The 23294-nt window shown below is 32.3% G+C and carries 22 protein-coding genes; 5 read left to right on the top strand and 17 right to left on the bottom strand.

Annotated elements, in window-relative coordinates; genetic code table 11:
- Positions 1 to 21: 21 nt before the first annotated feature.
- From ACREWB_RS00875 to ACREWB_RS00865, 3 genes are read right to left on the bottom strand one after another with little or no spacing between them, the layout of a single operon-like run.
- Positions 22 to 1425 carry a YlbE family protein gene (locus ACREWB_RS00875; RefSeq protein WP_431545590.1) on the bottom strand — a complete coding sequence of 468 codons (1404 nt, stop codon included), beginning with the start codon at positions 1423 to 1425 and terminating at the stop codon, positions 22 to 24.
- Positions 1426 to 1439: 14 nt separating this feature from the next.
- Entirely contained in the window at positions 1440 to 3008 is a 1569-nt protein-coding gene (gene fdrA / locus ACREWB_RS00870; RefSeq protein WP_431545589.1) for an acyl-CoA synthetase FdrA, read from the bottom strand.
- On the bottom strand, positions 2986 to 3984 hold the full coding sequence (locus tag ACREWB_RS00865; protein ID WP_431545588.1) for an oxamate carbamoyltransferase subunit AllH family protein: 999 nt from the start codon (positions 3982 to 3984) through the stop codon (positions 2986 to 2988). Before ACREWB_RS00865 ends, fdrA begins: the two co-directional genes overlap by 23 nt.
- 278 nt (positions 3985 to 4262) lie before the next feature.
- On the opposite strand from ACREWB_RS00865, the gene ACREWB_RS00860 reads away from it, so the two are divergent.
- A complete protein-coding gene (locus ACREWB_RS00860) occupies positions 4263 to 5435 on the top strand; it encodes an endonuclease (RefSeq protein WP_431545587.1) in 1173 nt (390 codons plus the stop codon).
- Positions 5436 to 5509: 74 nt separating this feature from the next.
- Here ACREWB_RS00860 and ACREWB_RS00855 read toward each other — a convergent pair whose 3' ends face one another.
- Positions 5510 to 6163: a pentapeptide repeat-containing protein gene (locus tag ACREWB_RS00855; protein WP_431545586.1), complete on the bottom strand. Its 654-nt coding sequence runs from the start codon at positions 6161 to 6163 to the stop codon at positions 5510 to 5512.
- A gap of 390 nt (positions 6164 to 6553) precedes the next feature.
- Here ACREWB_RS00855 and gltS point away from each other — a divergent pair, with 390 nt between their 5' ends.
- A complete protein-coding gene (gene gltS, locus ACREWB_RS00850; RefSeq protein WP_431545585.1) occupies positions 6554 to 7756 on the top strand; it encodes a sodium/glutamate symporter in 1203 nt (400 codons plus the stop codon).
- Positions 7757 to 7860: 104 nt separating this feature from the next.
- Here gltS and ACREWB_RS00845 read toward each other — a convergent pair whose 3' ends face one another.
- From ACREWB_RS00845 to ACREWB_RS00810, 8 genes are all read right to left on the bottom strand, one after another.
- Positions 7861 to 8505, bottom strand: a complete 645-nt coding sequence (locus tag ACREWB_RS00845) for a hypothetical protein (protein ID WP_431545584.1) — start codon at positions 8503 to 8505, stop codon at positions 7861 to 7863.
- A gap of 131 nt (positions 8506 to 8636) precedes the next feature.
- Complete coding sequence (locus tag ACREWB_RS00840) at positions 8637 to 9356, bottom strand: M15 family metallopeptidase (RefSeq protein WP_431545583.1); 720 nt, start codon at positions 9354 to 9356, stop codon at positions 8637 to 8639.
- A 166-nt stretch (positions 9357 to 9522) separates the two neighbouring features.
- The gene (locus ACREWB_RS00835; RefSeq protein ID WP_431545582.1) at positions 9523 to 10014 is read right to left on the bottom strand and encodes a glutathione peroxidase; all 492 of its coding nucleotides are present in this window, start codon (positions 10012 to 10014) and stop codon (positions 9523 to 9525) included.
- Positions 10015 to 10095: 81 nt separating this feature from the next.
- Positions 10096 to 11409: a hemolysin family protein gene (locus ACREWB_RS00830; RefSeq protein ID WP_431545581.1), complete on the bottom strand. Its 1314-nt coding sequence runs from the start codon at positions 11407 to 11409 to the stop codon at positions 10096 to 10098.
- Positions 11410 to 11539: 130 nt separating this feature from the next.
- A complete protein-coding gene (locus tag ACREWB_RS00825) occupies positions 11540 to 12337 on the bottom strand; it encodes an ABC transporter permease subunit (RefSeq protein ID WP_431545580.1) in 798 nt (265 codons plus the stop codon).
- Positions 12338 to 12351: 14 nt separating this feature from the next.
- Positions 12352 to 13230, bottom strand: a complete 879-nt coding sequence (locus ACREWB_RS00820; protein WP_431545579.1) for an ABC transporter ATP-binding protein — start codon at positions 13228 to 13230, stop codon at positions 12352 to 12354.
- Between the two features lie 181 nt (positions 13231 to 13411).
- A complete protein-coding gene (gene msrB, locus ACREWB_RS00815) occupies positions 13412 to 13867 on the bottom strand; it encodes a peptide-methionine (R)-S-oxide reductase MsrB (protein ID WP_431545720.1) in 456 nt (151 codons plus the stop codon).
- A gap of 60 nt (positions 13868 to 13927) precedes the next feature.
- Complete coding sequence (locus ACREWB_RS00810; RefSeq protein WP_431545578.1) at positions 13928 to 14686, bottom strand: AIM24 family protein; 759 nt, start codon at positions 14684 to 14686, stop codon at positions 13928 to 13930.
- 406 nt (positions 14687 to 15092) lie between these two features.
- Between ACREWB_RS00810 and ACREWB_RS00805 the strand changes: the two genes are divergently transcribed.
- Positions 15093 to 15977: a cation diffusion facilitator family transporter gene (locus ACREWB_RS00805; RefSeq protein WP_431545577.1), complete on the top strand. Its 885-nt coding sequence runs from the start codon at positions 15093 to 15095 to the stop codon at positions 15975 to 15977.
- A 46-nt stretch (positions 15978 to 16023) separates the two neighbouring features.
- The gene (locus tag ACREWB_RS00800) at positions 16024 to 16440 is read left to right on the top strand and encodes a hypothetical protein (RefSeq protein WP_431545576.1); all 417 of its coding nucleotides are present in this window, start codon (positions 16024 to 16026) and stop codon (positions 16438 to 16440) included.
- A gap of 133 nt (positions 16441 to 16573) precedes the next feature.
- On the opposite strand, the gene ACREWB_RS00795 is transcribed toward ACREWB_RS00800, so the two are convergent.
- The gene (locus tag ACREWB_RS00795) at positions 16574 to 17764 is read right to left on the bottom strand and encodes a pyridoxal phosphate-dependent aminotransferase (RefSeq protein WP_431545575.1); all 1191 of its coding nucleotides are present in this window, start codon (positions 17762 to 17764) and stop codon (positions 16574 to 16576) included.
- Between the two features lie 377 nt (positions 17765 to 18141).
- Here ACREWB_RS00795 and ACREWB_RS00790 point away from each other — a divergent pair, with 377 nt between their 5' ends.
- Positions 18142 to 18339, top strand: coding sequence for a cold shock domain-containing protein (locus tag ACREWB_RS00790; protein WP_071611355.1), 198 nt, complete (start codon positions 18142 to 18144; stop codon positions 18337 to 18339).
- 113 nt (positions 18340 to 18452) lie between these two features.
- On the opposite strand, the gene ACREWB_RS00785 is transcribed toward ACREWB_RS00790, so the two are convergent.
- From ACREWB_RS00785 to ACREWB_RS00770, 4 genes are all read right to left on the bottom strand, one after another.
- On the bottom strand, positions 18453 to 19619 hold the full coding sequence (locus ACREWB_RS00785; RefSeq protein WP_431545574.1) for a YgeY family selenium metabolism-linked hydrolase: 1167 nt from the start codon (positions 19617 to 19619) through the stop codon (positions 18453 to 18455).
- 182 nt (positions 19620 to 19801) lie between these two features.
- Positions 19802 to 21259 carry a collagen-like domain-containing protein gene (locus ACREWB_RS00780; protein ID WP_431545573.1) on the bottom strand — a complete coding sequence of 486 codons (1458 nt, stop codon included), beginning with the start codon at positions 21257 to 21259 and terminating at the stop codon, positions 19802 to 19804.
- Between the two features lie 230 nt (positions 21260 to 21489).
- Complete coding sequence (locus ACREWB_RS00775; protein WP_431545572.1) at positions 21490 to 22572, bottom strand: tetratricopeptide repeat-containing glycosyltransferase; 1083 nt, start codon at positions 22570 to 22572, stop codon at positions 21490 to 21492.
- An 86-nt stretch (positions 22573 to 22658) separates the two neighbouring features.
- Complete coding sequence (locus tag ACREWB_RS00770) at positions 22659 to 23258, bottom strand: hypothetical protein (protein WP_431545571.1); 600 nt, start codon at positions 23256 to 23258, stop codon at positions 22659 to 22661.
- Positions 23259 to 23294 lie beyond the last annotated feature (36 nt).

The following is a 23294-nucleotide window of genomic DNA, read 5'->3' as shown; positions in this document are numbered from 1 at the left end:
TATACCCCCTGTTAATAAAATTTAGATATTTTTCTTTATAAAAGAAGTAAGTGCATCTTCAAAACATTTCATTGGAGGATGAACTACACCTGCACCTACTTGCCCAACACCTGCTCTATTGCATGCAACTCCAGTATTTATAATTGGCAAAATTCCTGTTTCAATAACTTTTCTAAGATCTATTCCCGTAGGTGTGCCTCTAAAATTCATGTTTGGCATCTTAAAAGCATTATTTTCAGCGCAGGTAATTTCATACATACTAGTTGTATAATTTATAGCGTCCTTTGGGGTCCCCCCTACAAATTGGACAATGGCTGGAGCCGTTGCCATGGCAAATCCACCTATTCCTGCTGTTTCTGTTATACAACTATCTCCTAAATCAGGATTTGCATCAGTTTCATCAAAACCAGGAAAATAAAGGCCTTCAACTAATTCACAAGGTGCTGTAAACCACTCATTTCCAGTTCCAGCTATTCTAATTCCAAAATCCGTGCCATTCCTTGACATGGCACACACCACTGTACTATATTCTAAGTTTTCAATTGGATCCAAACTGCATTTGCATGCTGGCATAGAAATATTTAAAAAGAAATGATCATTTTTATCTATAAACGTTAACACATCTGCTTTTATTTCATCTGAAAAATTGGTTCTGACTATAAATGGTGCCAGTTCCCTAAATAATAATGAGGTTCCTGCTTTATTTCTGTTATGTCCTTCATCACCCATCTGAATCATCTGTGCTAGTATTGTTTTAACATCAATACTACCCTTCAAAGTCATAGCATCATTAATTACAGGTGCTATGACTGCTTCCATCCAGTTTAGTTTTTCAATTACCTCTGAGCTAAAAGCTCCAAATCTTAGAACTTTCCCGAGCCCTTCGTTTAAAGTACAATAGGCATAATTTCCGAAGGTCTTATTTTGAAGCTTCCAAACAGGCATTGAATAAGTTACAACCCCCGCCATAGGGCCTACTGTATTGTGATGATGACATGGATCAAATATAATTTCTCCAGAGGCTGCTAAAGTTCTTGCTTCCTCTTCGTTCTTAGCAAGCCTTTCATATATTAACCCACCTATTATTGCTCCTTTAACTGGTTCACTCATTCTATCCCATGTTATTGGTGGACCTGCATGAAGAATTGTATGCTTTGTCATGCCTGGAATATCAGTACCAGCCTTGCCTATACCAACAATTATTGGCTGAGCTGCAAGTATCCTATCCATTGCCTCTTTATTTGCTTCTTTTATTTTTTCACTTATTCCATCCAAACTAGAAAGTTTTTTACAAGCCACGCTTGGTGGTCTCCAACTAACATGCATACTCTGTACATTTTGCTCCTTTAAGTCACTATTAAAAGACTCCAATCCCAGATTTACAACACTAAGTTTCACACCAAATAATTTATTTATCTCTGTCACTTTCCACCCCTCCTTTATATTTTATTTACTCTTCCAAGAATTAACGAAGATAGTTTAACAGCTTGAGCATTAGAAGGCATTAGTATAACTCCTGCACTTTCTAACACTTCGCACTGGTTTTTATAATCTTGAGGGTCTCCATATGTGCCACATATGTACCCGATTACACATAAATAATTGTTTTTATTTTTCATAGTGTTTTTCGCATCTATTATAGATTCAAGCATTTCTCCTGCTGGATCCATGTTTGATCCATAACCCAATACAAAATCCATAAGCACTATTGCAACTTCTTGGTCTAATGCTTCCATTGGAAGTCTTTCTACTCTAGCCACTGGGTCTATCATTGGATGTGGTTTTCCAACAGTGAAATCATCGTCACCTAGATCAATGCATGTGTGCTCTTTACTAAGGTGTACATCCTCTAGTTTAAGTTCAGGTAACAATGGAATATTAGAATATATCTTATAACCATCTTTTCCTAGCATCTTCATCGCTTCATCTGCTAAGGTTCCCCCAGTGTATAGTGCTCTTAAATACTTCTGTCCACTACTAAACTTTTTGCATTCACCTTGGACAATTTCTTCAATTTTCTCATCAGATAGTGTAAAGCTAATAAAATCACTTATTATCTTTCCCTCTGATAACATTACTGCCTTTCTTGCTGCATCCTCTAGATTTACACATGAGTGTGCACCATGCTTTTCAATTTCATATCTATCGCCGCCTATAAAACTTACAACAACTGGCTTATTTGTGGTTTTTACCATATTTAATATTTTATCTGCTACTTCGGGTGCTGGTGGTTTAGAGATTAACACTATAACCTTTGTTCCATCATCATCGATTAAAGCTTTGAAACCCTCAATCATCATAATTCCCCCAACTGAACTCTTAAGATCTCTTCCTCCCGTCCCAATAACCTGCGATACTCCACCACCCATTCTATCTATAATGACAGTAACCTCCTGTGTTCCTGTACCAGAGGCCCCCACAACACCTATATCTCCCCGCCTAACAACATTTGCAAAACAAAGTGGTACACCATTAATAATTGCGGTTCCACAGTCCGGTCCCATAACTAGTAATCCCTTATCTCTGCCTATATTTTTAAGTTCAATTTCTTCTTCCACTGTGACATTATCACTAAATAACATTACATGAAGGTTATTGCTTAATGCACTCTTTGCTTCATATGCGGCATATTTTCCAGGTAACGATATAATCGCAATGTTGGCTCCCTCAAGATGCTTAACTGCAGCACTAAGAGTTTTTGGTTTATATTCTTCCACTGAGTCATTATCCTTAGCCCTTACATTTAATAATTCATCAACCTTTTCAACAATGATTTTAATGGCATTTTCCTCATCACTCCATGCTGCTATGAAAAAATCATTAGGTGTTAGTGCCCTTATCGCATCATTTGATAAGTTTAGATTTTCTGTTAGTTCTTTATTCAAATCTGTTCCCATACCAACTATAACTTCTTTGACATTTGGCATTTTTTTAATTTCCTTAGTTATTAACATTAGTGCCACAGAATCATAATAAGTATTTTTTCTAATCTCCGCGCAATGATTCATTTATCCAAACCCTCCTATACTTTAATTTAGTCAAAATTCTAAGTCCCACGTAAATTCCAAGCGCTGTATCAGTTCCTGATGTTTCACCATACTCAATAACTTCTCTTAACCCTTTAATAATACTTCTATGGTTTTCATTACTGGTATCATTATTAAGCTTTAAAATTGCTTTCATTAAATTTTGTACAGCCTCATTTGTCTCCCCCACTGATGAATGTTTCAACATTTCAGCACTAACTCTAGTTGTTATTTTTAGACCACTACTAATAATTGCACTGTTAAATTTATATATTTTTAGAGAATTTAATTTATAATAACTTCCCATATATATGTACGCAATCATTAAGCCACTAATAAAATCATCCATTGATGGTGTAAGCCCACATCCAAACCCAATAACATACTGTGCTATATATCCTATGCCATCTTCATATGCATTTATTACTGAATAAATAAAATTCATAAACCTACCCTTTATAAATTCGAAGCTTATATCAAAATCACATTCAGGAAGGAAACCCAATTCAAGTTCTGGTAGTTTATCTGCAAGCATATTTGTGAGTGAACCCATAACATAGTACTTTCCATGTGTCTTTAACCCTTGTCCAATAATTTTTATGTTTTCTAAAAGCTTGTGCTCTGGGCAGTATAAAATATTGGTATCAACCAACGAAGACCACTTTTCAGCACTACTCATGGATATAAATAAATTAATTTGTCTGCAATAAATTTTACTTGTAGTAAACTCAAATATCAAACCTTGTGTTATATTTAGATTATTAAAATCAACTTGTCCTAACCCATCTACAATTACGCTCATTGGGGACATCTTTTTCTGTTTGCACAAGAGTGTTATGAATAAGTCACCGCACTCAATGTTGCATGCATTTTTAAATACAGAGTGAACATGTCCACATAATGTGCCTCTTTTTAAAATAATCTTTTGAAGATTTTCGCATATAAATAATCCATTCATTAAAATCATCCCTTTATATCTAAATCTTATTATTAAATTTATATTTTTATTCATCAATTTATCTAAATATTAATTTTATAATAGAAGAAGAAATAATGTCTTCCATTGCGGAAGGTCATCAAAAAATATTAAAAGCACAAAATAAGTCTACAATCCTTTAAAAATCATTATTTTAATAGATTGTAGACTTATTTGTTTAAATTTTTTTTTGTTTTTCTATATTTTAGAGTATAATAATAATTACCAATCAATTTCTAAAAAAATTAGGGGGAATTATTTTGAACAAGAAAACCTTTAAAAAGAGAAATTTCATGCTTAGTTTTATTCTTATCTTATCCCTTGTCATATCGTCTTTTGCATTCAAGTTTTCATTTGCAACTACTGAAGACGGATCATGGGAAAACCCTTACACAGTGGCACAAGCAAACAACACACAAAATAATACTTTAAAAACACTTCAAGGATATATTGTTGGTCAACCCACTGCTACTACAACAGTGATTACTAGCAATTATCCAAACGATTATGCAATAGCAATAGCCGATATTGCTACAGAGACAAACACATCTAAGATGATTTATGTACAAATACCGACTGCTAGTAGAACTACTTTTGGATTAAAAACAAATCCAAGTTTAAAAGGAAGTAAAGTCAAGATTACTGGTTATTTAACTGCATACTTCACCCATACCGGTGTTAAAAATGTTTCCGCTATGGCGAAAGCAACACAAACTATTCCTGAAACAGGTGGTACTTCCCCATACGATGGCACATACTATGCACTTGCAGTTGGCAAAACAGGTGAAAGTCTTAAAAGAATCTTAAATGATATTATCTCTAATCAAACCAAGATTTCCTACAATGCAGTTTGGGATGCATTAAGATATACAGATCAGGATCCAAATAATACGAATAATGTGATTTTACTTTACACCGGACGTTCTCAATCAAAGCTTACAAACGGAGGTTTAGTAAACGATTGGAATAGAGAACATGTATTTGCAAAATCTCATGGTGATTTTGGAACTTCAACAGGACCAGGAACAGATTTACACCATCTTAGGCCAACAGATGTATCCGTAAATGGTGCAAGAGGAAATTTAGACTTTGATATGGGCGGCACATATAATATAGAAGCAACAGAATGTAAATCTGATAATGATTCTTGGGAACCACGAGATAGCGTAAAAGGTGATATTGCTAGAATGATATTCTATATGGCTGTACGTTATGAAGGAGAGAATGGAGAAGTAGATTTGGAGTTAAATAATTTAACAAGTAATACTACTGCCCCTTACATGGGTAAATTATCCACTTTATTACTATGGAATGCCCAGGACCCAGTTGATGATTTCGAAAGAAATAGAAATGATGTGATCTATACTAAATATCAACATAATAGAAATCCATTTATAGATCATTCAGAATGGGCAAATGCAATCTTTAATTAAATCATTAACAAAATAAGGCTACAATCCTTTATTATTTTAAAGGATTGTAGCCTTATTTTTTTATAAAATTAGTTTCACTTAATAATAAGACCTAGTATGGAAGAAAGAGAAACTGCTTGCATAGTGGTAACTCTTGCACCCTTAACGTCAGCAATATTCACTCCAATTCCTTCAATCTGGCAACTAGTAAAATCTATTCCTTTAAGGCTTGTAAAATTCATTTGAGCCTTGGTAAGATTAGACTCCTTAAATTCAACTTTTAGAAATTTCGAATTTTGGAAATCCGAAGAACGTAATTGACATCTAAGAAATGCAACTTCCTTAGAATTAGAATAACTGAAAAAAGCAAATTCACCATTACAATTTTCAAATATTACATTTCTAAAGGTGCCTTCATTTAAATTAATACCAATGATCTTACAATTCACAAATTCTACTTTATGTAATGAAGCCTCATTAAAATCTACATTTGATAAGTCACAATTCTCAAATCTCACATCCATCATTTCTATACGTCTGAATTTTACCTTATTAAAAATAACATTTTTGAATATTACTTGTTTAAAAGTAACTCTGTCTGCTTCATAGTTTTCTAAAGAACAATCACTAATTGTTCCAAAAGAAAATATACACTCATCCTCAATATTTTCTTTAGAAAGGTCTATTATATCTAAATCGCTATCAAATTTAGGTCTTAGTACTTTTGTTTTTATTTTAGTATTTTCCATAGTATACTCCCCCTTTAGTGGCATATATTTTCAAAGAAGAGTGAATAAGTTTACTTTTCTTTGTATGTTTAAGTAGAATTTTGTAGTTAGTTGTACCCTAGCCGTATAATAGATATTATAGCATAAATAGTATTTTTGAACCTTAAGTCCAACTGAAATACATGAATTTTAATTTTAAAATATAATAGCTTACTAATGAAAATAGTTCCTTTCTGTTTTCATTAATAAGCTATTAACATATAGCGGTTGCTATTTAAATGAGTTAATAAAAAAAGCTACATATTGAGATATTAACTTTATTTTATAACGGTTTTATGAAAACGATTCCTTTAAGAAGACCGTTAATTAGCTTTTTTACACACAATAAAAATTATAAAGGGGACAAATAAAATGGTATTAGAATTAGATATGGTCCAATCAGCAGCATTAGCAGTTGTAGTCTTATTTATAGGGCAAATGCTAAAAAACAAATTAACATTTTTAAGTAAATACTGTATTCCTGCACCAGTAATCGGTGGAATACTTTTTGCGATTATGACACTCATATTAAAACAAACAAATGTATTGGCTTTTCACTTTGATGTTACACTGCAAAAATTCTTTATGACTGCATTCTTTACAACAATTGGTTTTACAGCAAGTTTTACGCTTCTGAAAAAAGGTGGAAAACAAGTTTTCATTTTCCTCGGAATAGCTATATTGCTAGTAATTTCTCAAGACATTACTGGAGTAGTATTTGCTAAAATTTTCAACTTAAATCCACTTATAGGGCTTTCTACCGGTTCTGTACCTATGGTTGGCGGACATGGAACTGCGGGTGCTTTTGGTCCAGTATTTGAAGAAGCAGGTGCTGTAGGAGCAAATACAGTAGCAATGGCTTCAGCTACCTTCGGATTAATTATGGGTAGTATGCTTGGCGGACCAATAGCTAAGAAACTAATTGAAAAACATAAACTTGCGCCTTCGATAAAATCAGATAAATCTTTGTCAGAAGTTGCAGTAGCTAAAGAAAGTAATTCTAAAAAATTAATACCTGATAACTTCATGCATGCTACAACTCAAGTTTTTATAGCTATGGGTGTTGGAACAATAATATCTCTTCTTTTAGAAAAAACAGGTTTGACATTCCCAGCATATATTGGAGCAATGTTTGCAGCTGCAATTCTAAGAAACTTATCAGATTCAACAAAAATATTTAAGATTTATGCAGAAGAAATTGATATTATAGGAAGTGTTGCATTAGCTATATTCTTGTCTATGGCTTTAATGGGATTAAAACTATGGCAATTAGCTGATTTAGCTTTACCACTTTTAGTAATGTTGTTAGCTCAAGGATTAATAATTGCATTATTTGCTTACTTTATAACCTTTAATCTTATGGGTAAAGATTATGAAGCAGCAGTAATGTCTGGTGGTACATGTGGATTTGGTATGGGTGCTACACCAAATGCTATGGCAAATATGGAAGCTCTTACACAAAACTATGGGATTGCTCCAAGAGCATTCTTTATCGTACCACTTGTAGGAAGTTTATTCATAGATTTCTTCAACGCTGGTATTATCACATACTTTATGAACTTTTTCGTAAAATAGCCCGCTTAAAAATTTTACGAATATACATTTTAATATTTAGATTTAGATAATAACAAAGGTATAGACTTTTAAGTCTATACCTTTGTTATTATCTTTTATACCTCTTAAGGTGTATATTGCCCCTCTACTTTTACAACTACTTTATTTTCAGTATAGATATAACATAACATATGCTGATTCTTAGTAGAAACACTTCTAAATTTATCATAAGAAACAGAATGGTTATTAACATCACCGTTATATGGATCTATCGAACATCCTAAAAGACTTAGTGAAGCTTTATCATCTATAACATAGTTTTCCATCTTTTCACTGCTATTAACAATATAGTAATCATCATATACGAAATATTCTCCATTTTCATACTCGGCATCCCCATTTTTTTTAGCTGCTTCAATAGCTTCATTTCCCATTAGAAATTTCACATCATCAAATTTCAAATATCTCTTGCCACCCTCTTCATATACTTTAGATATATAACCTATTTGTTTTGATTTCACTATTGGAGTTGGCTTAACAATAAGTTGGATTTTTATTTTTTTTTCATAATTCTGAACAGTTCCAATAAAATCTTGTGCTCCAATGATTCTACTGTCTACTTTATTTGAGTGATCAATATTTTCACGAATATTATTAACTACTACCTTGTTTTTTATAAAATTAACAGTTACTACTAAAATAAATACTAAAACTATCATAGATAGTGCAATCATAACTTGTACTTTGGGTTTATTTAAATTAGAACTCATAAAATTATCAATCCCCTCTTATAATTTCCTTACTATAATATTCATCAAGACTACAATTTATCATACAAATAAAAAAACCACTAAATATATTAGCAGTTTCTTCGCTATCTTTCATAAAGTTCTACTTATATCTATCTATCAGCAACACTTATATTTAAATATTCCTCTAATGTAATATCTCTGCGTGCAATCTCCCTAGCCACCTTATCTCCAACATATCTAATATGCCAAGGTTCATAAGCATATCCAGTAATTTCTTCTTTCCCCTCTGGATATCGAAGTATAAATCCATATTTATAGCAATTCTCAATAACCCATTTATAAGCTTTTGTATTTTTAAATCCTTCATCTAAAGTTGTATATTCATCTGAGAGTAAATCCATAGCCAGTCCCGTTTGATGTTCACTTTCTCCCGCTTGTGCAACGAATTTATCTGCTTCCTCTTTACCACTTCTAGTCACTTTATCATTGTAAAGTTTTTCTTGATAAGAATAATCCCTATATCCTGATACTCCAAGTAATATTATATTATTACTTTTAGCAGCATCAAAAAGATACTCTAGTGCTACTGCTGCATCCTTTTCCATTTTCCTAACATTTGGATCTCCATTAGATATAAACTCAACATTTGGGATTTTAAATTCCTTTATGTAATTATCTTTTTCTAGACCATTTTCCTTATTCACTAGCACTATGTTTGAGCTAAACGTATAAACATCCTCTATTTTATTATCCATTTCCCCAATATTTGTTTTTGGAGTATTATTAGTGCTGACAGAATCAACCTGCTTAACACCTAGTGTACTACTCAGCATTATTAAAACAAAAATACAAAATTTATTATTTTTCATATGCCTCACTTCTCCTCTTTATAAATATCATTCATCTAATAGTTCTGCCCAATAAATAAAATAATATACAATTAAAAAGGAGACATTGCCTGATGCCACCCCAACCTAGGTTGGGGCTACCATCGTGGCAAGTTGCAAAGTGGACAACAAAATAGCAGCTCTGCCTTTAACTTACAGAACTGCGTTTTAATAAACTCTCAATACCACCTTTTAACTTTATTGGAGCTACTGTTGGTCCATATCTCTTAATTATATTTCCATCTGTATCAATTAAGAATTTAGTAAAATTCCATTTTATTTCCTTACTTAAAAAACCATTTTGCTCACTCTTTAAATATTTATATAGTGGATGTGCATTTTGTCCATTTACATTTATTTTTTCAAACATAGTAAAACTAACTCCATAGTTTAATAGGCAAAACTGATGTATTTCATTATTACTTCCTGAATCTTGATTTGCAAATTGATTGCATGGAAACCCCAAAATTTCAAAGCCTTGTTCTTTATATTCCTCATATAATTCTTCAAGCCCTTTAAACTGAGGTGTTAACCCACAATTGCTTGCAGTGTTTACAACTAAAACCACTTTTCCTTTATATTCATCCATCTTCACTTCTTGGCCATCTATATTTTTCATTGTAAAATCATAAAATTTCATATTATTACTCCTTTCCGATTTCAAGTTAATAGTATTAAAATTATATAAATGATGCTCTACTTTTTAAAAGTAGAGCATCATTTATATACATATTTTAATTTTTCCTATTCTTCTTTCTCTGACTTCTTCTATTTTAAATATTACATTACCATATTGGATAGTTTTGTTTTCATTTTTCTTTGGAATACGTCCTAGTAGGCTAACTAAAAAGCCTCCTATTGTATTGTAATTTTCTGACACTAATTCCAAATGTAAATTATCATTTAATTCATCTATTGATAAAAGTCCATTCACTATATAAGTATTGTTATCAACTTTTCTTATATCAGGTTCATCATAATCATATTCATCTTCAAAATTACCCATAACTTCTTCTATAAGATCTTTAGTAGTAACTACCCCTGAAAATCCTCCATATTCATCTATAAGTACAGCCATATGATTTTTAGCTCTTTTTAACTCCATAAATAATTCATCTATATTTTTACTTTCGTTAACAAAGTAAGGAACATGTAATATACTCTTAATGTTTACATTTTCAAAACCATTTGTGCGAGCTTCTATTATAAAGTCTTTCATGTGAAGTATTCCTATGATGTTATCAACATCACCGTCATACACTGGCACCCTAGAATGCTTTTGATCTAATAGCTCGTCTAAAAACTGTGTAACAGAATCATTTATGTCAATCAAAAACACTTCAGTTCTTGGAGTCATAACTTCTTCAGCTGATTTATCATCAAATTCGATAATATTATTTATCATTTTTTTTGCAGTTTCGTTTAGAGATCCATGTTCTTGACCCACTGCTATAATTGACTTTATTTCCTCTTTTGATAGTTTTTCCTCTGTTTTTTTTATATTAAGACCAGTAATCTTAACTAAACCATTAGTAGACTTTGAAAGTACCCATACAAAAGGAACAACCAGTTTAGATATATAAAAAATAGGTACTACTGAAAACATTGCAATAGTTTCTGATTTTTGCTTTGCTATGAGCTTTGGAAACCATTCACCAAACACAATCATTATATATGTTATTCCAATAGTTATGCTCGCTAAAGCAATTTGTTTACTAAAAGGTACATCCAAATTGTTTAAGTATCTTGCAAAATTACTATATATACCTGTAGCCGCAAATGCGCTAGCCAAAAAAACAGTAATCGTAATTCCAATTTGAACAGTGGATAAATATTTTGTTGGTTCTTCAATAATTCTCACTAAAAGTTTTGCTTTTTTATTGCCCTCTTCAGCAAGATGTTTAATTTTATTTTTGTTTAATGATACTATTGCCATTTCCGCTGATGCAAAAAATGCATTTATCAGTGTTAAAATACCAATTAGTATAAATTGCGCCATTATATTAGTAAGCGCCGGGTCGGGGTCTGGATTCATTAAAAATTCCTCCTCTTAAATAAAAAATCTTAACACTATTATTATATCACAAAAATGATTGTTTTTCTGGCATTATAAAAATTAATATTTTAGCAGTGCATCTAAGTTTTTATATGCTTTTTAAAAGTTATTAGACAGATATATCCTTATTTCTATATACAGCATATGTTAGTGCTATGCTGATCACCATAACTGACACCATAATGAGTATATATAACGGTTCAATGGCATTATTCATTAATATATCCCCCGCATCCACATATTTAAAAGGACTAAGGTATTTTAAATTATTAAATTTATCTGATATTCCTGAGATTACACCTAAAAAATAACATAAAAATACTAGTCCTAGTGAAGCCGCTAGAATATTCCTGCTCTTTTTTATTATTGTAGATAGAAAAAAAGAAATCGTTGCAAAAGTAAAATGTAGTAATATAGTAGCTATAACCAGCAAAGAAAAAGTTTTCATTGATGGTTGCTCGTTCTTTGCAAATTGGAAGCCCAAAATACTTATTATAGCAATGATGCCATTAAAAATTAAAATATTAGCACTCATTGCAAGTAACTTTTCAGTAACAATTTGAGTCCTAGTCACAGGCTTTGATAATAAAAATTCAATTGTTTTTTCATTCTCTTCTTTAGAAATGATGTTTGATGCTAGCATTGAGGCAAAAATGCTTCCAAACAGCGTAGTCATCATATAAATTTCTATACCGTAAAAGCCTAATATAGTACTCATGTCCAATTTGTCCATGCTGAATGCTTTTTTAAGGGATTCTGGGTAAGAATTTAAAAGTTCATTCATAGCCTTATTGTTAATATTAAATTGTGGATATATGCTTAGCATTAATAAAACAAGACCACCTATCGCAATACTCCATATAATTAAAGATTTTAAATTTCTTGAAATTTCTCTTTTAAAAATCATATTATCTCCTCTCTCTATTTTTCATAATAATGCATAAACACTTCTTCAAGTGAAGGCTCTTCAATTAATAAGTCTTTAAATTCCATATCATTTAATTTACTAACAAGTGCTTTCATATCTCCATTGTATAATAGTCTAATGCTATTGCCCGTTACTTCTTTTTTCACAATACCATCAATAACAAGTTCAATATCTTTAATTTTATCTAAAGTTAAAGATACATTTTTAAATCTACTATTCATTAAAGTTTCAATAGTTTCTACTTTAATTAATTTCCCATCCTTAATAATTCCAACCCTATCGCAAAGCTTTTGCACTTCACTTAATACATGGGATGAAAAGAACACTGTTGCTCCTTTTTCTCGCTCCTCTTTTAAAAGCTCAAAAAATACATTTTGAATTAATGGATCAAGCCCACTAGTAGGCTCATCTAATAACAATAGCTTAGGTTCATGCAAAAGTGCTTGGACTATACTTACTTTTTTACGATTACCAAAAGATAAATCTTCTATCTTTCTACTTAAGTCAAGATCTAGTTTATCAGCAAGTTCTTTCATTCTTTTAGGATTTTCTTTTTTATGAAACTTGGCCGAATAGATAAGGATGTCACTTACCTTCATGTCATCATAGTAAAATACCTCAGAGGGTATATATCCTATGTTTTGTCTTATGTCCTTTGATTTTTTAACTATATCCATTCCAAATATTGTAGCATTGCCACTAGTAGGAAAAATAAAATTTAGAAGTGTTCTAATGGTTGTACTTTTCCCTGCACCATTAGGTCCAATAAACCCAAATATTTCACCTTCCTCAATGGACAAATTCAGATCGATTATTCCTCTACTTTTCTTATTATAAAATTTAGTCAGATTATTAATTTCAACAATTATCATAGCTTTACCTCCATAAATATACTCCTCTAATTATTTAAGTTTACACAACCTACTATTTCTACATTAATTTACAATTACCTTCATTTAAATTAATAAACTACTATACACAAGAACTAATAAATCCGTTAATACTGAAAATAAAAGCAATCAACATTTCTGTTGATTGCTTTTATTTTTAGTATTATGACTTACTTAAACTTAGAAGATATCCATACCCTTCATTCTCCATTTTATTCATAGGTATAAATTTTATAGCAGCACTGTTAATGCAGTATCTGTTCCCGCCTTTATCTTTAGGACCATCATCAAATACATGACCTAAATGTATATCTCCACTTCTGCTTCTAACCTCAGTTCTGTTCATATTAAATTTTTTATCCTCTTCAAGTTTAACTACTTCAGGTACAATAGGCTTTGTAAAGCTGGGCCATCCGCATCCTGAATCATACTTATCCTTTGAAAAAAATAATGGTTCACCTGTCACTACATCTACATATAAACCATCCTCGTGATTATCAAAGTACTCATTTGAAAAAGCTCTTTCAGTATTATTCTCCACGGCCACCTTATATTGAGTATCTGTTAACTTTTCTTTTAGTTCTTCATTACTAGGTCTAGGATATTTTTTAATATCTATGTTAACCACCTCTTTTTTTAAATTAGAAAAATATTTATTTTTATCTTATCCAGTTTATTATTATACATTCATTGGTCTATTTTTTTTTGTAGGTGCAATCCAAACTTCACCAGTTCCTTCAAATGTTTGTAAATACCCCTCACGCTTTGACTTTTCTATCTTTGTTTCTATTTTACCTCTTATGACAATTGAGAAACTCCCATCGACTTTTAGTGTCTCATTATTTAGCTCATATATGAGTATTTCATCAAAGGGTACATAACTTTCTAGAATTGCAATGCCACTCCCACTTAGTTTCGGTTGTCTAAATCCATCAGCACTCACTAAGCCTGTGGCAATGTTTTTATTTGTATGTACAGAAAGTTCAATGCTGTCTTCACAGCAATAAAACATTCCATCACCTAAAATAATCTCTTCATTAGATAACTCTAGAACATAAAAATACTTATATGAGGGATCTAAATATATTTCACCGTATTTCCCATAATATCTCGAGGTAAATGATGCTTCTCCAGTACCCACGTTTTTAAAAAACCCCTTAGAAGCAGAAGGTGCGTTTTTCTGAATCTCAATTTGAATTGGCCCCTTCATAAATTGGAGCTCTCCAGGTTGTACTAATACTCCTCCATCGTTAATATTAATTCTAACTTGACGAAGTTTTTCACCACCATATTGAGTGGGCAAGGTGTTTACAGCCGCAGCATTAAAAACACCTCCATTTCTAGGTTTCTTATATTCAATTACTTCGAATATGGTATTATTGTTACTTGTTATAGTATCAATTACTCTTACTGCATCTGAAAAATCCGGATTAAACATATTAATTTCCCCCTTTATTCTATTTAATATTATTACTATTGTTTGTATTTTACCATTAGCACCACTTTCTTTCAATTGCTAGCTATATTCCTCTGTAAGTTTCTCTTGAAGTAAGTCTATTCTTTCACCCATCACCAATTATTATTTTATTCTATCGCTATGTAAATACAAAATTAACAAAATATCACGGCAGCCCATATACTATAATGTAATTACTTTACAATGACTAATTAAATTTATATGTTCCTATATTCTTAGATAATAATCACTCCCAAAATATAGTGGATATTGTTATCAATTGATAATTCATTTCGTTACAAAAAGTTGTTGCAAATCATATTATATCAGCATATACTGATAATATAGTTTGCAAGATCTATTATCAATTAAAAACGAGGTGTGTTAATTGGACAGTGAAGAAAGATTTAATATTGGTATCAAAATATCTAAGATAACAATAACTTTCAATATTTTGTTATCAGCAATTAAATTGTTTGCAGGCATTATAGGTCGAAGCGGAGCTATGATTGCTGATGGTGTACATTCACTTTCAGATGTACTAAGTACAATTGCTGTAATGCTTGGATTAAAATTAGCCAAACAGCCTGCTGATGAAGATCATCCATATGGTCATGAAAAAATGGAGCCTATTATGGCTAAGATACTGGCTAGCATATTGTTAATTACAGCACTACTAATTGGTTACAATGGTATTGTGGTTATTATTAATGGAACAACGGTAATTCCGCAAAAGATTGCTATGTATGCAGCTATACTTTCTATAATAGTCAAAGAATGGATGTATAGATATACCGTAAATGGCGCTAAAAAAATTGAAAGTTCCGCTCTTATGGCAGATGCTTGGCATCATAGATCCGATGCATTTTCTTCTATCGGTACACTAATCGGAATTTTTGGTGCTAGAATGGGCTATCCGATATTAGATCCAATTGCATCACTAGTTATATGTATTTTAATAACCAAAGTAGCGATAAATATTTATAAGCAAGCTATTGATCAATTAATTGATCACTGCGCCGATAAAAATACTATTAATAACATAAAAAATAAAATTGAAAATATAAATGGTGTTATAAGTATAGATGAACTAAAGACTAGAATTAGTGCTAATAGGTTATATGTAGATGTAGAAATATGTGTTAATAGCAATTTAACCGTTTGTGAAGGTCATGAAATTGCGGAGAGTGTTCATAGTACTATAGAAAATTCTGATAATAGGATTAAACATTGCATGGTACATGTTAATCCAAATTTGAATAACAAAAACTAATAGAACATCATATACTATAATGTAAATACTTTTAGGAGCCAATTTTATGTATATAGATGAAGATACTATTAGATCTTATTATTCAGAGTACATGTATGAACTAGAAAATCAAGACCTTCCTTTAGATTGCCCCTACAGACAAATGCTTCCTTTTCCTTTTTTACCAATAGGTACTCCAGGTCCTAAAACTCCTCAAGGCGGGCCACCTTCTGGACCTCCAAATTACACACCATCGCTTCCTAAATCACAGCAATTTGGCGCTACTCCTAAAGCTGTAGACCCAGGTGCAATTCGGCCTTGCCTCTATAGATTCGTATATATATGGCCAAGAAGAGGTAGCGGATTCTGGGCATGGCTTACATTTGTAGGGCCTAGATCTGTAGCAGGCTTCCGCTTTAATAGGAATACTTGGAGTTACTTCGGAATGGATCTTAGAGATATTAATAGTTTCCAATGCTCTTAAAATAGGATAACTCAACATACCTATTCCAGCGAAATACTCATATTTTGCTAATCTCAACTTATACGTAAAACTAAAAAATTAAAGGAAGCCACAATGGCTTCCTTTAATTTTTCCTCTTAATTTTATCATAATATTACTTAATTTCGTATAACTGGGCTAATTTATCAAAAGCTGATAGTGAATTTTGTATTTTTTCGTAAGATATACAGTAAGCTAACCTTGCATGTCCTGGGCACCCAAAGGCTGATCCCGGTACAATCAATAAGTTAAACTGTTTTGCTTCATGGCAGAATTTTTTATCGTCTGCTATTGGTGTTTTAATAAATAAATAAAATGCTCCCTGGGGTTTCACACATTTAAAACCTATTCCTGTAAGATGATTGTATAAAAGGTCTCTGTTCTTTTTATATATACTGACATCAACTTCAGACTCCAGGCAATTTGCAATAACCCTCTGAAATAGTGATGGTGCATTTACAAATCCTAAAATTCTATTGGCTACATTTAAAGATGCCATTATCTCTTCAGAGGTATCCATATTTGTATTTGCAACTACATATCCAATTCTCTCTCCAGGCAGTGATAATGATTTACTATATGAATAACCAATAAATGAATTTTTATAGTATTTTAAAATATATGGAACAACCACATTGTCATAAACTATTTCTCTATATGGTTCATCAGATATTAGATATATACTTGTATTTAGTTCCTCTTCTTTTTCACAAAGTAGTTTTGCTAAATCTTGTATAACCTTTTCCGAATAAACAATACCTGTTGGATTATTTGGCGAGTTTATAATAATTGCTTTTGTTTTGCTATTTATTTTATCTTTTAATACTTGCATATCAGGTTCAAAGGTATCAATATCCGTAGAAACTACTACAAGCTTACCATCAAAATTATTTACATAGTTTCTGTATTCACCAAAAAAAGGTGAAAAAACAATAACTTCATCCTCTGGGTTAAGTAATGTTTTTAACAATATATTTAATCCACCAGCTGCTCCACAGGTCATAACTATATTATTATAACCAATATTTATATCATGCTTTTCATTTAAATATTGCGCTATTTTTGTCCTGACATCTTCATATCCAGAATTATTCATATAGCCATGTATAAGTTTAGGCGCTGTTTCACTTAATATTTTATTAATTTGATTTTTAATATTCTCAGGCGGTTCAACATTGGGATTACCCAAGCTGTAATCAAAAACATTTTCTTCTCCATAAATTTTAGATAATCTTTTACCTTCCTCAAACATCGCTCTTATTATAGAACTATTAGCAACTAATTTTTTCATTTTGTTAGATATCATTTCAAGTCTCCTTTTTATATGTTTTTGTAAATATAGTTAATTATATAATTCAGTATATCATATGAACAGAATTTGTATAGTGCCACCCACGTGGCAAGTGGCAAGTGACAATATGGACAAGTTAATCTGCAAGTAATATAATTATATTTATTCTAAATAAAGGTAATAGTATAGCACAATAAAAATATTATGTTTAATAAAACTTGCTTTTTGAAATAAAGTATGATAATATAGGAATTGACTTAAATGAATAGTAAGTAATGCAGCACAGATATATTTCAATTAGTACTTTTTAAATATAGTATTTTAATATCGAAATTTTATTTAGTGAACTATTACAAAGCATTTAAGAAAATAAAATTTCGGAGGTATACATTATGAACGGTACAGTTAAATGGTTTAATGGAGAAAAAGGATTTGGTTTTATTACAGGAGAAGACGGAGTAGATGTTTTTGCACATTTCTCTCAAATAAATTCAGATGGTTACAAATCTCTTGATGAAGGACAAAAAGTTTCTTTTGATATAGTAAAAGGACCTAAAGGACCTCAAGCTGAAAATATTACAGTTCTTTAATTTGAACTAATATTTAACCATTAAATAGGAAACTATTTAATGGTTTTTTTATTTTTTTGTAAATTATAAATAAAGTACCACCCACATGGCACGTAGGTGGTACTTTTGTAACTTTATCTATTTTCCATTCTACTTACATATAAAATAGGAATAACTGCATACATAGCAGCTGCCTTTACTAATTCACTTTTCCAAGTTCGTTCATTTGTTGAATGTGCCTCTGCCTCATGACCTGGTCCAAATCCAATACATGGGATATCATATCTCCCCATGATAGAAGCACCATTTGTAGAAAGTGTCCATTTGTCAAATAGAGGTTCTTCATTAAATAAAATTTTATAGCCTTCTGCTAAAGTTTTGCAAACTGGATGTTCCTCTTCTATTACCCAAGCTTCAGAATAAGCAGCCGTTGGATAAACAACCCCCTTATAAGAAGGTTTTTCATAATCACAAATGAAAACCTGTGCTTTAGTCTCTTTCACCGAAGGAAGATTTCTTATTTCTTCTAGTGCATCTTGATATGTTTCTCCATTAGTTAACCTTCTATCTATTAAAATTGTACAACGGTCTTGCACACCGACTGAAGAAGAAATAACCGGCACCCCAGAAACAGTTAATGATCCACTTCCTAAAAACTCATCATACTGTAACTTTTCATTAAGGTGACCTAAATCATTTATTATGGAATCTATCTTATAACCTTCAGCAATTACTTTTATCTCCATTCTTCCTCTATGACCCCTATATATATTACAAGAGGTAGGCTCTGTTATTACAACAAATTCAGGTTGAATCTTATCTTCATTTATCATATACTGCCAACAAAGTCCCGCACATTCCTCCTTTTGAACTGTACCTGTAATAATCAGCGTATAATTGTCTTCTAATTCTAAATCTTTAATTATTTTTCCAGCATATACCATAGCAGCCATTCCGCCCTTTTGCTCACTTCCACCTCTTCCTATGATTATATCTTCATCTTCATAACCCTTGTATGGATCATACTGCCATAAATTCTCTTCTCCTATACCTACTGTATCAATATGTGCATCCATAGCAATAACATGTTTACCCTGCCCTATAGTCCCTATTATGTTACCCATTTTATCTATTTCTATATTATCAAAGTTGGTCTTTTGCATTTCCTCTTTTATTCTCTCTACAATTCTTCTTTCATGACAACTTTCACTAGGAATAGCAATCATGTCCCTTAAAAACCTTGACATGTCCCCTTTGTACTCTTCTGCTTTCTGTAAGACTCTTTGAAAATCTACATTCATAGAAAACCCTCCTTCTATTTATCAAAGTTTATCAGTTTATACCTCTAGTGCTTTATTTTCACTACTAACAATATCATATTTATAAACGCACAAAAAAATTACTCAATCAAAAAATAAAAAGAGGCCGTCTAAGAGTAAAGAATAATCTCTACTCTTAGGCTACCTTTTAAATCAACGGTTTGTTATACAATTCTAAAAATAGATACAGTTCCAATAGGTCCAGTTAAACCTACCAACACTATACTAATAGGGCCACTTGAATTGTTAACAAATTTGAAAGTTTCTCCTGCAGTTGCAGCATAAATTCTATTAGATCCACTTATTATTGGATTTGTTGCTGTAATAGATATACCAGCAATTATCCCATTAAGTGATGATCGCAAGTCAACCTCTATAGAAACTGTTCCAGGATTTGGAGTAACAGCTAGTTTCCAGTCGATTACATAAACACCTGTTGTATTGAATGTGAATACACCCGTTACTGAATTATAGCTTAGATCAGCTCCTACAATATTTACAGCATCATAAATAATAGTACCTGCAACTGGAATGTTTAATTTGTTTGTTGTTATAACACCATTTAAATAAGAATTAAAACATGGGCCTGTTGGGCCTATTGGTCCTGTTTGACCTGTTGGTCCTGCTGGTCCTGTTTGACCCGTTTGACCTGTTGGTCCTACTGGTCCTGTTGGTCCTACTGGTCCTGTTGGTCCTGTTTGACCTGCTGGTCCCGTTTGACCTGTTTGACCTGTTTGACCTGTTTGACCTGTTGGTCCTGCCGGTCCTACTGGTCCTGTTGGTCCTGCTTGACCTGCTGGTCCTGTTTGACCTGTTTGACCTGTTTGACCCGTTTGACCTGTTGGTCCTGCTGGTCCTACTGGTCCTGCCGGTCCTACTGGTCCTGTTGGTCCTGTTTGACCTGTTGGTCCTGCTGGTCCTGTTTGACCCGTTTGACCTGTTTGACCCGTTTGACCTGTTGGTCCTACTGGTCCTGTTGGTCCTGTTTGACCTGCTGGTCCCGTTTGACCCGTTTGACCTGTTTGACCTGTTTGACCTGTTTGACCCGTTTGACCTGTTGGTCCTGCCGGTCCTACTGGTCCTGTTGGTCCTGCTTGACCCGTTTGACCCGTTTGACCTGTTTGACCTGTTTGACCTGTTTGACCTGTTTGGCCCGTTTGACCTGTTGGTCCTGTTGGTCCTACTGGTCCTGCTTGACCTGTTTGGCCTGTCGGACCTTGAATACCCTGAATACCTTGTGACCCTGTTGGTCCTGTTGGTCCTGTTGGTCCTTGACTACCTTGAACACCTTGCGCTCCTGTTGAACCAGTTGGTCCTATTGGGCCTATCGGGCCTGTTGGACCTGCTGGTCCTGTTGGTCCTGTTCGTCCAGTTGGTCCTGTTTGACCTGTTGGTCCTGTTTCTCCAGTTGGGCCTGTTCGTCCCGTTGGTCCTGTTTGACCTGTTTGACCTGTTTGACCCCTTGGGCCTGTTGGACCTGTTGGACCTGTTGGACCTGTTGGGCCAACTTTACATTTACATTTAGGATGACAATGGTCAAAGCAATCATCGTCATCATAACAATGTTTATTTGTAGAAATACAGTCTATATCCCATTCGGAACCATCTTTTAATTTACTCATAATAGACACCTTCCTTATTAATATAACTTTATACTCATATAGGATGCTGATGGCCTCTTATATATGAATACTGTCCTTACATAATATGTAGATGCTTTAATTTATGTAACAAAATATATTAAAAAACATAAATATAAAATAAAATCAACCAAATAACTTTTGGCTGATTTTATTATATACTCTATTTCTATATTATATAAAGTTGAATCATCATCTGTGATGCAGCAATATTAACCATTCAAATAAATTTTATGATTATTTAATAGCCTTTCATCATTAGGAGACAACTTAATAGCTTGCTCAGAAAATTCTATTGCTTTAACTAGCAAATTTAAATTATAACAACCTAAAGCTGCTAAATCATAAGGAGTAAAATCCCAAGCATTTACCTCGTTAGCAAAGTTTAATGTTTTTTCCTTAATATTTAACGCTTCATTTGCGTAATAATAAACACCAAGCCAATCCTTTTCTTTGTAAGCTAATAAAGATAACTCTACGTATGGTTCTCTTAGAAAAATAGCTTCAGCAACGGCTTTATGAAACCATTTTTTTGCTTTTAATACTTCTCCTTTTTCATAATATGCTCTAGCAATAAACCTCATGGCAGATGATCTCTCTTCTTCATAATCTGAAGTAGGCAATGTTAAATAATTCTTTAAGGTTAAAATGCAATCATCAAAGTTACTATCAAACATATATTCTCTGCCAAGATAATACATATTCCTGCTACTGCTGGGATTTTCTTCAACAGCTAATTTTAATAATGGAAGATTTAGACTTCTATTTTTTGTTTTATCAGGATAATGATTATAAACCATGCCCTCAATATAGACTTGTTTTTCAACTCCAGGTCCTATATATTCTAAAACCTCATGTGTTGGATAAATCCATCTAAATCCATGCCTTGCATGAATTCTTTCCCAAGTATATTGCACCGCAGGAGAACCATCCTCATTGATACTCCAATTATATAGATATAATCCTCTTGTGGTATCTTTTGTCCATGCATTTTCTAAATGCTCTCTCCAACCATGTTCAATAACATCGTCAAGATCAGCAGCTACGCAAATATCTATATCGCCAGGAATAAATTTTAAACATTCATTTCTTGAATAATCAAATCGAAATGGACTTACATCTATAGAATAAACAATAGCTCCTCTTTCTTTTAATCTATTTATTGTATTATCGGTAGATCCTGTATCTGCAATTATAACAACATCCGCTTCACTAAAATGATCCATAAAGCGATCAACAAATTTCTCCTCATTTTTGCAAATTGAATACACGCAGACTTTATATTTATTACCCATGTAAAAACCCCCAATTAATCGAATAGTCACTAATCATTTCATCTTATGCTTATAAATACTTATAGGTGCTATAGAATTTACCCCCATTAAGTAATTCTAAAAACAGATATAGTTCCAATAATTTCTGGTGTTGTTGTATATACTATACTAATAGCACCAATTGAACCATTAATAATTGCTAACTCTTCCCCTGCTTCAGCAGCATAAATTATATTGGAGCCAGTTACTACTGGATTTGTTGATACCACTGATATTCCTCCTATTATGCTTAAACTAGGTGATTTTACTAAATCAATTTGTAATGCAAAAGTTAAAGGCCCTGGAGTAACAGATATCTTCCATTGAAATACATAAACACCTGTTGTTGCATTATAGCTAAAATCAGCTCCTACAATATCTACAGTATCATAAATAATAGTGCCTGAAGTTAGAATTGATACTTTATTCATTAATATAACACCATTTAGATAGGAATTAAACCCTGGTCCCGGTGGTCCTGGTGGACAAGGATGGCAAGGAATACATGGAATACACGGAATACAGCAATTACAATTGTTATCTTCATCATAACAGCATTCTTTATTAGAGGAATTATGTTTTAGAACAATATTTTCAGTACCTTCATCTTTAAGTTTTGATTTATTTTTTGTAATAGAACTATTAGTGGATTTATTTATAATATTCACCTTACTTATATTTACAATATTCTTTATATATTATGC

It is taken from the genome of Clostridium sp. (assembly GCF_050717635.1).
Lineage (GTDB): Bacteria > Bacillota > Clostridia > Clostridiales > Clostridiaceae > Clostridium_AD.
The sequence above is the reverse complement of the archived record's forward strand: the minus strand, read 5'-3'. Positions and strand labels throughout refer to the sequence as shown.